Genomic DNA, 14,878 nt, shown 5'->3' with positions numbered 1-14,878 from the left:
ACCTGCGCGTCTAGCAACCTAGACAACTCGTGTCCAACTCTATTGCCGCACGTCAACGGCGTGGCACGACATGTCCGGGACATGTCGGGTCGGTCGAAGCAGTGGGTCGTCAGCGGACGGACAGCCTGCGGTCACCGTCACCAGGTGGCGGTGGATCTTCTTCCTGTCGGCAGGCGCCGAGCGCAGCACTTCGACGCCCAGCACGGCTTCCAGGGTGTCGTCGTGCTGGCGTTGTCTGGCGGGCCCCGGACCGGAGTTCCTGATATGCGTGGCGCGGCTCGAGCGTGAAGATGACCCGACCGTGTACCGGCAGGTGCGCGTCACCCTCCTCAGCTGCCCGCCGCCCGTGGAGGGGCCTCGCCACGGCGGCGTACAGGTTCGGGCGCGTGGAACTTCCGTGATCTCCAGAATCGTACGCCCGGGTCTTCCGGTTGAGGATCCCCTACAGAAACAACCTCATCATGCTGCCGTTTTGCCCGCTCCTATACCTTGGGGTCTGGTGGGTGGTCGCCGAGGCCGATGAAGCTCTCAAGGATCGGGATTCGCCATGCATGACCAGCGAGCTGCGGGAGAGGTCGTCACCGAGACGTTCGACTACGACGGTGGTCGGCAGGTCACGGTGTACATCCCGCCAGATCCGCCCCAGGCAGTCGTGTTCGCTGGTGACGGTCAGGTGATCTCGCAATGGGGCGGAGTCCTTGAGGCGGCCGACGTATCGTCCACGATGATCGTCGGTGTACACCGCCTGGCCGATGAGATGCTGCGGCTCCATGAGTACTCACCGGGCTTCGACCAGGAACGGTTCACGGCACACGAGCAGTTCTTCGTTGAGGACGTCCGCCGATGGGCGCGCTCGCGATTCGGAGTCGTGCTCCCCATCGAACGCACCGCGGTGTTCGGTGTCTCGGCGGGTGGAGAGTTCGCGCTCGCGATGGGGCTTCGGCACCCGGACGTCTTCGGTGCGGTCTTTTGCGCCTCGCCGGGCGCGGGTTTCCGGCCGCCCGGCGTGATGTCGGGTTCGATTCCGCGCGCGTACCTCGTCGCCGGCACGCTGGAGCCGTTCTTCCTTGAGAACGCGACCCGGTGGGCGGTCGCGCTGCGCGACGCGGGTGCGGACGTTGTCATGACGGAGCGGGTCGGGTCGCACGGCGGTGCGTTCTGGCGTGACGAGTTCCCGCTGATGGTGGCGTGGGCGTTTGGACCGTGAAGCAGCGCGATGTGCGGTCGGCCGTGCATGCGACGGGTCGGGCCAGACTTGGAGGCGGTATGGAGAAGGCCGACGCGGACGCGGCCATCGGGGGGTTCGCCGGTTCCCCGCAGCGGCCGAGCGAACTGCTCCTCAGCAGGTACGACCGGACGGGACCGCTCCGCGTCCTCGGCCGCACCGCCCAGCTTTCGGTGCGGGCGGCGACCGAGGTCACCCCTCTGCTCACCCCGTGCGCGACGATCCTGATCTGGTGGTGGAGATCCTGGTAGACACGGCCAAGGACGGGCACCGGCACCGGGCACCCCGTCCGCTACCTGCGACGCCGCGCACCGATCTTGATCCCGCGCAGTGGACGCACATCGGCGCAGGTCGCAACCTGGTCGAGTTCGGCGCCCACGGGTCTCGGCGGCCACGGGATCGAGCCGTTCCACCTCGACGTCACCGGGGCGCGAGTAGGGACGACCTGCCCGTTGGACTTCGATGAGCTGCCGTTGAGGAAGGCGTCTTCGGAGGATCCGGAGGAAGCCAGATCATGTCCCCTGGCCTTGGCAGCACGTCGTTGCCAGGCATCGAGGGGTTCTGAGCGAGACCGGAAGTCCGTCCTAGGGACGCACCACAAGTACATGACCGCGAAGGCCGTAGTCGTGCGAGACGCGGACGTCGAGGCGTGATCGATCCTGCCCTGGCGGAGCTGCCCAACGACCTGGCCACGGCCGCGTAAGGACACCGACCATTGATCAGATGACCCCTGCTCTCGGCCTGGCCCGGCACCCGCCGGCCAGGGCGAGCCTCGCTCGAGCCTGGTGACGCATCCCTCAGCAGAACCGGGCGGCCGGCCGCAGAACATCGAATGTGAGTATGAGGGTACTCATGTGCTCGCCCACCGAGACATCGGACGCTGGATGACGTCTGGCCACCCGCAAATGCGCCCTGTCACGATGGGAGATCTGCCATGTCTCGCTTCCTCCTGCTTGCCTGGAAAGCCTGGGAGGTCCTGTTAAGCCGAAGGCGATGGACGGCCGCGGGCGCGGCTACGGCTGTTCTCCTCACGTCGATGGTGGCGTTGAGCAGCCCGGCCCGCGCGGACACGGGGGTGACCGTCACGGTGAGCGTGGACTATCTCAAGCAGATCGAGAGTCCGGATGGCACCGGAGACTTCTATTCGGTCGTCAGCATCGACGGCGAGACCTTCCCGCGCAGTCCGCGCATCGAGGACGACGAATTCGAGCCGAAAGGCACCCCGGAAGCGCCGAACGGCTGGGTCTTCTCCAAGAACGTGACCCTGTCGGGCAACAACACCACCGTCCCCGTCGTGATCCAGATCTGGGACTACGACAGCGGTGCTGGCGGCGGTGACGACCATGTGGACGTGAGCCCCAAGGACCGTAACGTCGACGTCGACCTCAGCTACGACATCGTCACCGACCGGTGGACATCGTCCGACGACCTCACCTGGAACGTTCCGTGCCTCCGCGGCACGACCCCGGTGGGCCAGAGTTGCGCAACGGGCGACGGCGACGCCGACTTCCCTGACGTCAACGACGGCGCGGCGACCCGGATCGGTTTCACCGTCTCCTCCACGGTGACCAGCAGCAGCGACAGCGACGGCGACGGGCTGAGTGACCTGGCCGAGCTCAACGGGATCCGCAATCCCGACGGCTCGATGGCGCTCGACCTGCCGGCGTTCGGCGCCAACCCGCGGCACAAGGACATCTTCCTCGAGCTCGACTCCACCACCGGGCAACAGCCGACCAAGGCCGACATCCTGGCCATGAAGGCGGCCATGAACGCGGCGCCGGTGACGAACCCGGACGGGGTCGACGGCATCCATCTATGGGTGGATACCGGTCCACTGGTCGACACGACCGCGCGTAAGGGCGCGGCGACCGGCACGTGCGCGGACGGCATCGACAACGGCGGCGACGGCCGGATCGACGGCGCCGACGGCGACTGCAGGTACCTGGACGGCAGCGCCGAGGACCCCTCGGGCACCATGTGCGCGGCCACCGACACCGGCGACCGGACCTGCCTGGTGGGCGACAACCTCGGCGGCGGCGGTATGGTCGGCGCGCTGAACAACTGCGGCGTCGACGCCACTTTCGGGACGGCGATCAGCAACACCACCAACTTCGCGGCCGCACGACGGGGTGTCTTCCGCTACGCGATCAGCACCTCGAGCGCCGCCACGTGCACCATCGGTGGGCAGGCGAGCACCGACAACCGGTCCTTCATCGACTACAACCACGACGGAGGGACGCTGCTGCACGAGCTGGGCCACACCCTCGGCCTGGAGCACGGCGGATTCGAGATCGTCAACTGCAAGCCCAACTACGTGAGCGTGCTCAACTACGACCTGCAAGGCGGCATCCCGCGTGTCGGCGGCGGCCGCATCCTCGACTACTCGCCGCCGCGGATCGCGCTCAACGGATCCTCTCGCGGCAAGGTGCCCGGGCAGCTCGTTGAGACCGCCCTCAACGAGGGCGCCTCGCTCGACTCCACCGACCCGCGCAACCGCTTCGCGTTCGTCAACGGACGTGACCAACTGCCGGGTACGCCGGGAGTCCAGGGCCGTAAGGTCACCGAGGACCTCAACCGTAACCCCGACTGGAGCGGCGACGGCGCGAACGTACAGAACCCGGTCGTCCCCGCCGTGAACATCAACACCGCCGGCCCCAACGGCCGCCCGCGCAACTGCGCGACCAACACCTCAAGGGCCGACTCCCTGCAAGGCTTCAACGACTGGGCGAAGGTCGCCGTCTCCATCCCGTTCCCGGGCTTCCGCGGCCTGCCGCGGCAGGCGAGCGACCAGCCGCCGCCCGACCCCCAGCCGCTGGACGACCCGGACCTGCCGACGCGGGACGAGTTGGAGCAGGGCTGGGTCGACCTCAACACCACCGACCTCGGCGTGACCATCTCCGGTAGCCCCGATCCGGTACGCGGCGGCCAGACACTGACCTGGACGGTCACCGCCACCAACCACGGCCCCAACCCGGCCAGTTCGCCCCAGGTGGACGTCACCCTGCCCGCCGAGGTGACTTACGCGGGCAGCAGCATCCCCTGCGACCACACCGGGCTGAAAGTGCACTGCGTCCTTGACGAGCTGACCTGGAACGAGGCCAAGGCGTTCACCATCAGGGCGCAGGTCCCCGACGACGTCGTCCACACCGGCGCCGGCTGCACGATCACCGCCACGGCAGTCGTCGACAACCTCGCCGGACCCGACCTCGACTCCGCCAACGACACCGCCAAGGCCGACACCACGGTGCTGGTGACGACCAAGCTGGTGATCAACGGTCCGGCCAACGTCGCCAACGACTCGCCCGCCACCCTGCGCGCCACTCTCACCGATGCCAAGGGCAACCCCGTCAAGGACCGTACGGTCACCTTGACGCTCGGCAGCGGCGCGACGGCCCAGTCATGCACGGCGGTCACCAACGCCAGTGGCGTCGCGCAGTGCGTGATCGCCGGCGTGGCCCAGCCCGCGACGGCCACCAGCACCCCGCTGACGGCCACCTTCGCCGCCGACGGCTGCTACCTGCCCTCCGACGCCGCCGGTAGGGCGAAACTGCTCTACTACACGGGCCACTCGTACGCGCTGTCGGTGAAGCCGCCGCTGCTCGCGCAGACCGTCGTGGCCGACACCGGCGAGGTCTCCACGGCGGCCGCCTCGACCAGGCAGAAGACGACCGCCTCGGTCAACCTGCTGCTGGCCAGTGCCACCGGGCTGACGGCGAGTGTGGTGACCGGCGGCGGCGTGTCGACCGGCCAGGCCACAACGGGCACGGTCACGGTGGGCCTGCCGGGGCTTCCCGTCATCCGGGCCACCGAGGTCCGCGCGACGTCGGCCAGCACCTGCCAGATCGGCGCGTACACGGCCGACTCGACGGGCACGGTCACCCTCGGGACGCTGACCATCGGCGGCGTGTCCCACACGGTCGGCACGATCGCCCCCAACAGCGTCATCCGCGCGGGGGCCCTGACCATCACCATGAACGAGCAGACCCCGGTGCCGGGAGCGTCGGCTGGGATGCAGGTCAACGCCATGCACGTCAGCGCCCCCGGCATCGCCGACGTCGTGGTGTCGTCGGCCAGGAGCGGCGTCCACAACTGTCCGTGACCATCCGTGACCATCCGTGACCATCCGTGAAGCGTGAACTCTGGCCCTGCCGTCGGGCCAGAGTTCACGCGTTCATCCTGGCGACCCCGGCGCGCGAGACAGCAGTGAGGACGCTGATGCCGACTCCACCCTTCCGATCATTCTCACGGGACCTTGCAATCGCTCGGGGTTAATGCTCAATAACGAAGCCGTGCATGCATATGCAAGCCATCACGAGTGGGATCCCGATGAGGGGGCGAGAGCAGGATGGTCGCCTTGTAGACCTGCTACTACAACCGGCTTCACAGAATGCCCCGGTTTTGGGCTTCTGCGCTGAAACCGCACGTAGGTGCCCATGGGCATGGGTGCTGGGGGTAGGAGGGTGGGCTCGAGGGCACGGAAGGTAAGCATGTCCTCGACAGGGTTCCTCACGTGGTCATTTACCCTGATCATCTTTCCGTGAGCGCCAGTATCCGCACCGCCTGCTCATGACGTTCTCGGCTCGTCCATGCTTGCCTCCGCGACGATCTCCAGGTCGACCGTACGGCCGTCGGGGTCGGTGAGACGGTGTCGGCCGGGCGGCAACTCCAGGGCGCCCACGTGCTCGGGCAGTCGGAAACCCACGCGGAGACTGCCGGTGGCGGGTCGGCGCTCGGTGGCCTGGTAGAGCTCGAACACCATACTGCCGAGTTCGGCCGCATGGTGTTCGGGACCGTTGCCATGCTGCTCACTCTGCAAGGGCAGGCCAAGGTTGGCGTAGAAGTCGGCGCACTCGTCCAGACGGTCGGTATAGATGACGATAAGCGTGGCGTGCATGATTCTCCGAATGTCGGGGCGATGGCGGTGAACGAGCGCCTGTCTCAGCACACCTGTTCGTCGTGGTCTGCAGCGAGCATCCGACCGACGCGCTCGGCGCGGCCTGCCGTGCGCTGCAACTCTTCCCTAGCCGGCGGGGTCGCCTCGCCCCGGTTCTGGCGGAGGCGGGCGCTGGCGTTCGCGGCTCGCCACCGGCAGCGGATGGCGACGGCGTGGTCCGCGGCTGTGCGGCGCAGGTGGTGAACGGCCTCGTCGCGACGGGCCGATGTGCTCGCGCCGGGGCCGGACCGCTGCGCGTCCTGGCCGACCTATGCCGGGAACGCCGTGTCAGGATCGTCTCCGCACGTGACCTGCTCGGCCTCGACCACGCCCCGGAACCCTCGGGGGTCCAAAGCGCTGCACCAGACTGTTGAGCGTGTGGTGTTCTGGCATGACGAGCATCAAAAGCTCGCCGTCATCGGCGGCGGCCTCACCTTCATCGGCAGTATGAACATGCTCCCCCACGAGTGGGGCGGCGGGCGGCATAACGACGGGCACCCCGGCAGCCCGGCGCCGCAGCCTCGCCGACTTGGTGGCTGCAGTTCTCGCACACGTGGGAGCCGCCCCCGGCCTGCCACTCCAGCCGCCATAGCCCACGCCCGGGGCAGCGCCAGAGCGTCCGGCCGGGCTCGGGCCCAGCCGTGGATGTGCTCAGCAATCCTTCGCCATAGAGCTGTCAGCGATTACCGTTGCCGTCTTGATCGGCTCTCCGAAAGTCCGGACAATGTCCGGTTGCGGCCCTGTCTAAGCGCATTTCTGCGGGCGAAAATCTGAAGACGTCAGAAAATACAACGGTCCACCGACGAAAACCGGAGAAAACCATGCGAACGAAGATCATGCGGATGGCGGCAGTGGCCGCTGCTACGACCGTAACGGCACTGGCCATGAACGCCTCCCCCGCACAGGCACATCAGATTAGAGTGGCAAATGATATCGTTCAAGGAACTCTCAGCGCCGACCACCGTACCTTAGAGGTCTGTAGGCTCATAGAAGGCGGAGGGATCACAGGCGGCTGGATCACATTGCGATACGCCAACCCGTCCGGCCCCGGCGAGTCGCTCATACGAGCCGACTCCCCAATTCACTCAGGCATTTGTATACGATACAGCCCTTCACCGGTAAATCTTGCGAATCTCAGGGCCTGCTATTCCGGTTCAACCGGGAACCACTGTGGACCATGGAGGGACGCCTGAACATACGTAATTCGAGTGCGCGGCCTCGCGTGGATGGCTGCGCGCCCAAAGATGCGAACCAGGCGTTCAACGGGCGCGTCTGGTCATTATCCTGGCTCAGGAGGAGGCCCGCGCTTTCCAGCACGACCACATCGGATCGGAGCACATCCTGCTGGGCTTCATCCAAGAGAACGATGGCACAGCGGCCAGGGTGCTGAAAGACATGGGGGTCTCCTTGGAGGAGACGTGCTGCGTCATCGAGGAGGTCATCGCGGGCAGGTCGCGCCCAGCCATCCCCGAGTCCGTGGCGGGCATGTCCGAGAGGACGCGGCGGTCGAGCGGGTGGAGCCTGTTTCGTTCACGCCGCGAGCCAGGAAAGTGCTGAGGCTGTCACTCAGCGAAGCGCTGCGAGTCAGGTTCTGCTGAAGTTACGTCTCGGACGGCGAACCCACCTGCGCGAACGCCGTCCCAGAACCTATGTCCGGGACGTCCCTGCGGCTCGGCGGCCCACGCCAGCCGTATTCCGGTGGCACCCGGTCGAGAGCAGCCCACACGCACGGGGGCACGGGGCTCACTCGCCATGGTGCTCGCCGCGATCAGCATGCTGTTGCTCAAGTGCCGGCTCTCTCGGGATCCATCCGGACCCCGAGAGAGGTGAACAACTCCAGTTGGTCGAAGTAGAACTGGTGGCTGACGATGAGGTCGCCGTCCATGGCGGCCGTGTTGCACGCGCGCACCACGACGCTTTGGCCGGTCGCGTCGAGTGTGCCACCGCCGGGAAGGAGAAACGGGCCGAGGTGGGTGCCGGTCAGCGTCCACTCGATCAGTGTCACACTTCCCGTGGTGATCTTTCTCCAGGGCGTGGCACGTACGTTCGGGAAGCCTTCGAACATCTGCTCGTAGTAGGTGGCGATCTGGTCGTGTCCCTCGGCCATGCCTCCCGGCGCCACGAGGACCGCCTGCGGGCTGTAGAGCCGCAATATCCCTTCGAGCGTGTGCTGATTGATGGCGTCGGTCAGCGCATCGCTGATCTCCCCGTCCCCCGTCATCGCCCCTCCTCGATCCCCGTAGGAGCGACGCTACAGAGTCACCGGCGCCGGCCTCGGCAGCAGGAGCGACAGACACGCTCATCCTTGCGGCAAGGGTTCCTCATCGGACTGTCGGGCCGTGTGGTCGCGGGGATGAAGGAAGAGAAGGACTGTGAAGCGGGCCAGGATCGTGCGACACGCGGTGAGCGCGGCGCGCCTGCATGCTCGTCAACTCCTGGAGCGGCCCGCCCTGCGCACTCGCCGTTCGTTACCGGTGGCGGTTCCGTGCCTTCAGCCGATGGTGTCGTCCGGTCGCGGCCGAGCAGCGCGGCGACCGGCAGGGCCGCTGCCAGGCCGCTGATCCGCACCGCTACGAGCCGCCCGACATCGCCGCCATCGGGAAACGTACAGGTCGAGATGGTTGCGGCTTTTGCCCTGCTTGGGCGCCTTCGTCGGCAGCCACAGGTGCGGCGCCTCGCCGTCGTGCTCCATCTCGGACCGAGCGCCGCCGAGCAGAACGCCGCCATCCTCCGAGCGTCGTGCACGTCCAGAGAGCCCACTGCGCGAACCGACTCGTCCCAGAGGCGGCCACCTTCCCGCTCACGTTCACCGATCTCCTCGGGCACGGCCGTGGGCACTCTGGCCGTCCTGGCCGTCATCTCGGCAGAGCGCGGCCCGCACGGCCAACCGCCAGCCCCGCATGACCTGAGCCAGGTGGTCGTCCTTGATCCCCGCCGAGCTGCTCTTCGTGATGCGAATGCGCGATACCGGCGAACATGCGCAGGAGTCAGCGGCACCGGCGGCGCCAAGCGAGGGCCGCGCCTCGCAACCTGATCACTTGTGCCCTTTGCCGCCGCCTTTGCTGGGCGAGCGGAGCTTGTGCCCGTGTGTGACCTTGCCGCTCTTGCCGCTCTTGCCGTTCTTGCCGGTGGTCTTCTTCGCCTGGCCCGGCGGCAGAGCGTCCGTCACCGCGGAAGCGCGGGCGGGCCGTTCGTCCTGGTGCGGGGTGGCCGGAGTGCCGCGTTTGATGGACACGGGCTGCGCCTGCAGGTGCGCGGTGGGCGGGGTCGGCGTCGACGTGACAGCCGTGTCGGCCAGGGGCCGCTCGGCAGCGGGCGGGCCGGCCGGCTGACCTGGCCAGGTGGTGGCAGCCAGCACGCCTGCGATCAGGACGGTCACCGCCGCCGCGGGCCGCGTGTACGTGGCCCAGGGCCGGCGGCTGGCCGGATCGGCAGCGAGCCGGACGGCCGCGGGGGCTGGGGAGGCGGCAGCCGAAGGGCCGTCTCCGGTCAGAGAGGCGGTGGCGGGCTGGGACGGCGGCAGCGCCGGGGCGGGCACGGTCTCACGCGGGGCCACCGGGGCGAGGGCGCCGGTGCCCGGCAGTTGCTCGATGGGCGGGACGGCGATGCGATGCAGGTGTGCTCGGGCGTCGCGGGGGCCGGTGCGGTGGGCCGGGTCCTTGGCCAGCAGCCCGGTGATGAGTGGCGCCAATGGGCCGGCGTGTTCGAAGGGGGCCGGGTCGGCGGTGAGCACGGCGCTGATGGTGGCCAGAGCGCTGCCCCGCTCGAATGGGCAGCGGCCCTCGACCGCGGTGTACAGGGTGACGCCCAGCGACCACAGGTCGCTGGGCGGGGTCGGGGCCGCGCCCCGGGCGCGTTCGGGCGCGATATAGGCCGGGGTGCCGACCACGATGCCCGTCTCGGTGAGGCTCGTCCGGGCCGGTTGTTCCAGACTGGTGGCCAGGCCGAAATCGGTCAGTACGGCGTGCCGGCCGTCGTCGTCCAGAAGGATGTTGGCGGGCTTGACGTCGCGATGCACGATGCCGGCGGTGTGGGCCGCCTGCAGCGCTTCCAGTACCTGAAGGCCGATCCTGGCCACGGCGGCCGACGGCAGGGGTCCTCGTTCGGCCAGCACGTCGGCGAGGGTGGGGGCGCGAACCAACTGCAGCACGATCCACGGCCGTTCGTCGGCCACCACCACGTCGTAGACCGCCGCAATGTGCGGATGAGACAGCCGGGCGGCCAGGCGGGCCTCGCTCATCGTGCGGCCCAGCAGCGCTTCACGCTCGGGCTGCGGCCGCTGGCCCAAGGTGATCTCCTTGACGGCGACCGGGCGATCGAGCAGCTCGTCGTGGCCGCGCCAGACTCTGCCCATGCCGCCCCGGCCCAGCTCGGCGTGTAGCCGGTAGCGGCCGGCCAGCAACCACCCCTGATATCCCTCCGAAACCGACATAGCACGCGACCTACCCGATCATCGCTCCCCCAAGCACCCCTGTTTGCGCCCTGCCTGGGTCACGGCCGTCCGCCCGGGCCGCGCAGGCAGGGGATCGAGGGCCACCTGCACGTGATCCCGTTCGACGCCCGTCTTCTGATCGCCCAGGGCGTCCTGGACCCACGGCTGTTCGACGTCACGAAACTGCCGGCCTGGCGCTACGGCGGCTCGCCGGGCTCGGCATGTCCACCCTCCAGGTCCCCAAGAAGAACGCCGCCCAGAGGCGGAAGGCCTCCCGGGCGGTCCCCGGGCGTTGACGGCCGGCAAGGGCAGGCTCTGCCTGGACGACCTGCGCTCCTGGACAGGACTCCGCGATCCTGGCGGGCATGTGGTGGGCCGCCACCGAGGTCAAGGCCAAGGTCGTCAACCTCAGCCTGGGCGCCCTCGACACCCCGGAGCTCGACCCCGTCGAACAGGCGGTGAACACGCTGTCCGAACAGACCCGCACGCTGTTCGTCGTCGCCACGGGCAACGACGGCCGCCAGGCCCCGGTCTCCAGCCCCGGCAGCGCCGACGCCACCCTGGCCGTGGGGCGCGGCCGACGACGAGGACCAGGTCGCCTCCTTCTCCTCCAAGGGCCCACGCGAGGGCGACCACACGACCAACCCGGACATCACGGCCCCCGGCGTGGACATCATGGCCGTCCAGGCGGGCACGTGGGGTGCAGCGGCACCTCGATGGCCGCGCCGCACGTGGCCGGCGCTGCGGCGATCATGGCCCAGCGGCATCCCGACTGGACCGGACGGCAGCTCAAGGCCGCCCTCATGGGCAGCGCGGCAGCCACGCCGGGCGCGACACCGTACGAGCAGGGCACCGGACGGGTGGACCTCCTGCGAACCCTGGCCCAGCAGGTCCTGGTCGAGCCCGCCGGTCTGTGGGCCGCCTTCCCCTGGGACGGCGAAGGCGAGCGGGTCTCGACCAAGACGATCACGTACGCCAACTCCGGCGACACCCCCGTCACCCTGGAACTGGGCACGAAGGGCGGGGAGGTGCCGAAGCTGCCGCAGGAACGCCTCCAGGTGCCGGCCCACGGCACGGCGTCACTCACGCTGTACGACCTGGTCGACGAACGCGCCGACGGGCTTGCCGCCGACATGGGGCAGCGAGCCCGGCGCGCGGAACTGGCAAAGGTGGAGGCGACATTCCTCGCTTCCGGTGTCGCGGCGCAGGGGCGGCCGTACTTCGCCCCCAGGTTCGGCGACAAGCCTGGCGGATTCCAGGCGACGCGCCCCAAGACGTGACGCTCCCCGGCACCGTGACCCACTACCCCGCTCCGGGGCTCACCTGGGTGAGCGCGTTCGACACGGGCACGTCCTCGATGGGGGACGCGGCGGTCCGGGTGGAACACAACTCCGGCGCGACCCAGGCCAAGGTGATCTCGCTCAGGCTGGAGATGCCCTGCGACGACGGCACCACCTGGCACCCCGTGCCGAGCGTCCGGAGCGGGTCTGGCTGGATGGCAACCGTGTTCAACCCGCGTACGGCCGGATTCGTCTCCCTGAGGGCCACGGCGACGGACGCGTCGGGGACGACGGTCAAGCAGACCGTCATCCGCGGCCACGCCGTGATCTCGTAGCCGTACGCGGGCCGGTCGGACAGGATCGCGAGGACGGTGCCCTCCAGCGTTGCCTTGAGCATCTCCGTCACATGCTTGCCCATGGAAACACCCTCTTCAGCTACTCGGTGGTGCCAACTAACCGGTACACAGCAACACTGAATTGCTGAGGTGCACGCCGGAACGGCAAGAGGATGAACGCGGGCGACCTGCATCCCCTTGGCCGGCTTCGTCTCTGACGGGTTGGTCGCGCGGCTGTACCCGCTCGGCTCGATGTCCGCGCCTCGTGAACCGGCCGCGCCGCGCTCAATAGGGCCGGCGTGGCCTACTTCGCGCCCCTACCTGATGACCGAGCGCAACGGGTCTCGACTTCACGGTGTGCGAGCCCAAGGCGCTCGGCCCCGTCTACTCAGCCGGCTTGGCCTGCTTGGCCGACCCGGCCTGCCCGCCACAGAACGCCGCCTTGACGAGCCCGTCCAGCATCTTCGGATACTGGGCGATGTCGAATGCGGCGTCGCCGGCGGTCAGCGAGGCGGTCAGGGTCTTGCTGCCGTCGGGCGTGCTGTACATCAGCGCCGCGTAGCCCGCTGGCGGGTTGCCGTTGTGGTTGAGGACGGTGCCGCAGGTCGGGCCCAGGTCCTGCACGAACATCCCGAGGCCGTAGTGGCCGTAGAGGGGGTCGCTCTTCGGGTGCGGCTTGCGCATCTCGGCCAGCAGCTTGGCCGGCAGGAGCTTGCCGCCGTTCAGCGCGGAGAAGAACGTGTGGAGATCCTTGGTGGTCGAGAGCATGTCACCGGCACCGGCCACCAGGGAGAGGTTCTGGCGGGAGACGTCGATCACCTTCCACTGACCGGCGTCCTGGTAGCGGAAGTAGCCATGGGCGTACGGCCTGGGCAACTGCGTCCGGTTGCCCGGCACCATGGTGCCCTTCAATCCGAGCGGCCCCAGGATCCGCCGCTTCAGCTCCGCGTCGAACGAGCGGCCGGTGACCTTCTCGATCAGCAGCCTGGCCAGTGTGTAGTTGGTGTTGGAGTAGCTCCAGCCCGTCCCCGGTTCAAACCGCGACGGCTTGGACAACGCGAACCGCACCAGTTCCTCCGGCCGGTACGAGTGGAACCGGTTGTCCAGCCATTCCTTGCCCGTCGCGGGAAGCCCCGGAACCCATGTCCCATCGGGGTCGAGGTCGCCGGTGTAGTTGAACAATCCGCTGGTGTGCTGCAGCAACATCCGCACCGTGATCCGCCGGTCCAGCCCGAGCTTGGGCAGGTAGCCGGCCACCGGGGCGTCCAGCCCGATCTTGCCCTCGCCCACCAGCTGCAACGCCACGGTCGCGTGGAAGGTCTTGGTGACGCTGCCCACCCAGAAATGCCCGTTCGCCGGTGGCTTCGCGTTCGCGCCCAGCTTGCGTGCCCCGGCGCTGCCGACCCACTCGCCCCGCTCATCGTTCACGCGCACCTGCACCCCGAGGAAACCGGCATCGACGAACGTCTGGATGACTTTTCGCAGCTCCGGGCGATCCTGCCCGGCGGCGGCCTTCGACATGGCCGCGCTGCTGTCCACGGCGTATGCACTCGCCGTGGCCACTGCGGGTGTGAACGCCCCGGCCAGCAGCGCGGCCGCCAGCGCCGTGACCGCCACTGGCCGCAACGCTCTCGGTGTCCGGCCCCTGTTGTTCTTGGCGCTGTGAGGGGATGTACTCATGGCCGATCCTCATTTCGCGATAGTACGTGTTTTGTGTGAGTCGAAAGCTATGTTGCATTCGAAAAACCGTCAATCGCAAAAACACGTTCTTCCCAGGTAGATGGCCACATATTGGAGCAATGAGCTGAGCGCGAATGCAAGACCTTGTTGCAATGGCTGGCGGCGAAGGCAATACTGGCGACATGCCAGGAGGACGATTGACCCAGCAGGACCGCGAGCGCATCGCGTCCGGGCTCGCCGACAAGCTCTCCTACGGTGAGATCGCCAGGCGGCTCGACCGGCCGACCTCGACGATCACCCGGGAGATCGCACGCAACGGCGGCCCCGCCGGCTACCGGCCCCAGCAGGCACACCAGGCGACGATCCAGCGGGCCCGGCGCGGCGCACTGGCATCGCCGGAAACGGTCATACCTCCGGTCGCCACGATGGAACAGGAGATCCTCGAGAGGGCGGTCAGAGCGGGGATGCCGAGGACGGCCGCGCGCGTGCACCACGACCTGGTGCTGTCCGAGGACGGCAGGCGCACCGCGGCCGAGCTGACCCACAGGCTGAAGGTCAGCCCGGCCTCCGTCTCCGTGGCCGTGAACTTCCTGGTTCAGCAGGGATTCGTCCGTCGCGAACGCGATCCGCAGCGGCGTCGCGACATCTACGTGATCGACGACGACGCCTGGTACCACGCGATCATGATCAGCGAGCGGCAGACGCTCCAGACGGCGCGAGCCACGATGGCGGTGGCCGAGACGTACGGGCTCGACAGCCCCGTGGGACAACGGCTGGCCAAGACGGCGGCCTACCTGGAACGCGTCAGCCTGGACATCATGGAATCAGCCACCCGCTGGCGCACCCTCCTGACATGACGGTTCCCGCTGATCGCCACCGACCCACCCCACCGGGCCATCCATAACCCCAACGCCGACCTGCAGATCCCGCCGGCGCACGCTGCCGGGACATTTACTCGCTGGTCGCCAAGAGCAAGATCAAAAGTGCGGCACC

At 68.3% G+C, this 14,878-nt stretch carries 11 protein-coding genes and 1 pseudogene; 7 read left to right on the top strand and 5 right to left on the bottom strand.

From position 1 onward, the window contains the following. The first annotated feature begins 547 nt into the window (after positions 1-547). From AB0I15_RS56825 to AB0I15_RS56815, 3 genes are all read left to right on the top strand, one after another. A complete protein-coding gene (locus tag AB0I15_RS56825) occupies positions 548-1,207 on the top strand; it encodes an alpha/beta hydrolase-fold protein (protein ID WP_358116744.1) in 660 nt (219 codons plus the stop codon). Between the two features lie 59 nt (positions 1,208-1,266). After that, the gene (locus AB0I15_RS56820) at positions 1,267-1,476 is read left to right on the top strand and encodes a hypothetical protein (RefSeq protein ID WP_358116741.1); all 210 of its coding nucleotides are present in this window, start codon (positions 1,267-1,269) and stop codon (positions 1,474-1,476) included. Between the two features lie 785 nt (positions 1,477-2,261). Further along, a complete protein-coding gene (locus tag AB0I15_RS56815) occupies positions 2,262-5,324 on the top strand; it encodes a choice-of-anchor P family protein (RefSeq protein ID WP_358116737.1) in 3,063 nt (1,020 codons plus the stop codon). Positions 5,325-5,789: 465 nt separating this feature from the next. On the opposite strand, the gene AB0I15_RS56810 is transcribed toward AB0I15_RS56815, so the two are convergent. Further along, on the bottom strand, positions 5,790-6,119 hold the full coding sequence (locus AB0I15_RS56810) for a glyoxalase/bleomycin resistance/dioxygenase family protein (RefSeq protein ID WP_358116734.1): 330 nt from the start codon (positions 6,117-6,119) through the stop codon (positions 5,790-5,792). 1,269 nt (positions 6,120-7,388) lie between these two features. Between AB0I15_RS56810 and AB0I15_RS56805 the strand changes: the two genes are divergently transcribed. Further along, positions 7,389-7,715, top strand: a complete 327-nt coding sequence (locus AB0I15_RS56805; protein WP_358116812.1) for a Clp protease N-terminal domain-containing protein — start codon at positions 7,389-7,391, stop codon at positions 7,713-7,715. Between the two features lie 226 nt (positions 7,716-7,941). Here AB0I15_RS56805 and AB0I15_RS56800 read toward each other — a convergent pair whose 3' ends face one another. Together AB0I15_RS56800 and AB0I15_RS56795 are read right to left on the bottom strand one after the other, a co-directional pair. After that, positions 7,942-8,379, bottom strand: coding sequence for a nuclear transport factor 2 family protein (locus AB0I15_RS56800; RefSeq protein ID WP_358116731.1), 438 nt, complete (start codon positions 8,377-8,379; stop codon positions 7,942-7,944). An 813-nt stretch (positions 8,380-9,192) separates the two neighbouring features. Continuing rightward, positions 9,193-10,590 carry a protein kinase gene (locus tag AB0I15_RS56795; protein ID WP_358116728.1) on the bottom strand — a complete coding sequence of 466 codons (1,398 nt, stop codon included), beginning with the start codon at positions 10,588-10,590 and terminating at the stop codon, positions 9,193-9,195. Positions 10,591-10,940: 350 nt separating this feature from the next. On the opposite strand from AB0I15_RS56795, the pseudogene AB0I15_RS56790 reads away from it, so the two are divergent. Both AB0I15_RS56790 and AB0I15_RS56785 read left to right on the top strand, forming a co-directional pair. Then, positions 10,941-11,153 (top strand): annotated as a pseudogene (locus tag AB0I15_RS56790) (S8 family serine peptidase); the annotation flags it as partial. 3 nt (positions 11,154-11,156) lie between these two features. Beyond that, entirely contained in the window at positions 11,157-11,870 is a 714-nt protein-coding gene (locus tag AB0I15_RS56785) for a S8 family serine peptidase (protein WP_358116809.1), read from the top strand. A gap of 22 nt (positions 11,871-11,892) precedes the next feature. Here AB0I15_RS56785 and AB0I15_RS56780 read toward each other — a convergent pair whose 3' ends face one another. Both AB0I15_RS56780 and AB0I15_RS56775 read right to left on the bottom strand, forming a co-directional pair. Next, on the bottom strand, positions 11,893-12,288 hold the full coding sequence (locus tag AB0I15_RS56780; RefSeq protein WP_358116725.1) for a hypothetical protein: 396 nt from the start codon (positions 12,286-12,288) through the stop codon (positions 11,893-11,895). A 301-nt stretch (positions 12,289-12,589) separates the two neighbouring features. Beyond that, positions 12,590-13,885 (bottom strand): serine hydrolase domain-containing protein, encoded by a 1,296-nt coding sequence (locus tag AB0I15_RS56775; RefSeq protein WP_358116723.1) that lies wholly within the window; start codon positions 13,883-13,885, stop codon positions 12,590-12,592. 197 nt (positions 13,886-14,082) lie between these two features. Here AB0I15_RS56775 and AB0I15_RS56770 point away from each other — a divergent pair, with 197 nt between their 5' ends. Continuing rightward, a complete protein-coding gene (locus AB0I15_RS56770) occupies positions 14,083-14,742 on the top strand; it encodes a helix-turn-helix domain-containing protein (RefSeq protein ID WP_358116720.1) in 660 nt (219 codons plus the stop codon). The last annotated feature ends 136 nt before the right edge of the window (positions 14,743-14,878 follow it).

It is taken from the genome of Nonomuraea sp. NPDC050643 (assembly GCF_040654715.1).
Lineage (GTDB): Bacteria > Actinomycetota > Actinomycetes > Streptosporangiales > Streptosporangiaceae > Nonomuraea.
Note: the sequence above shows the minus strand (reverse complement) of the source record. Positions and strands in the feature narration are given on the sequence as shown.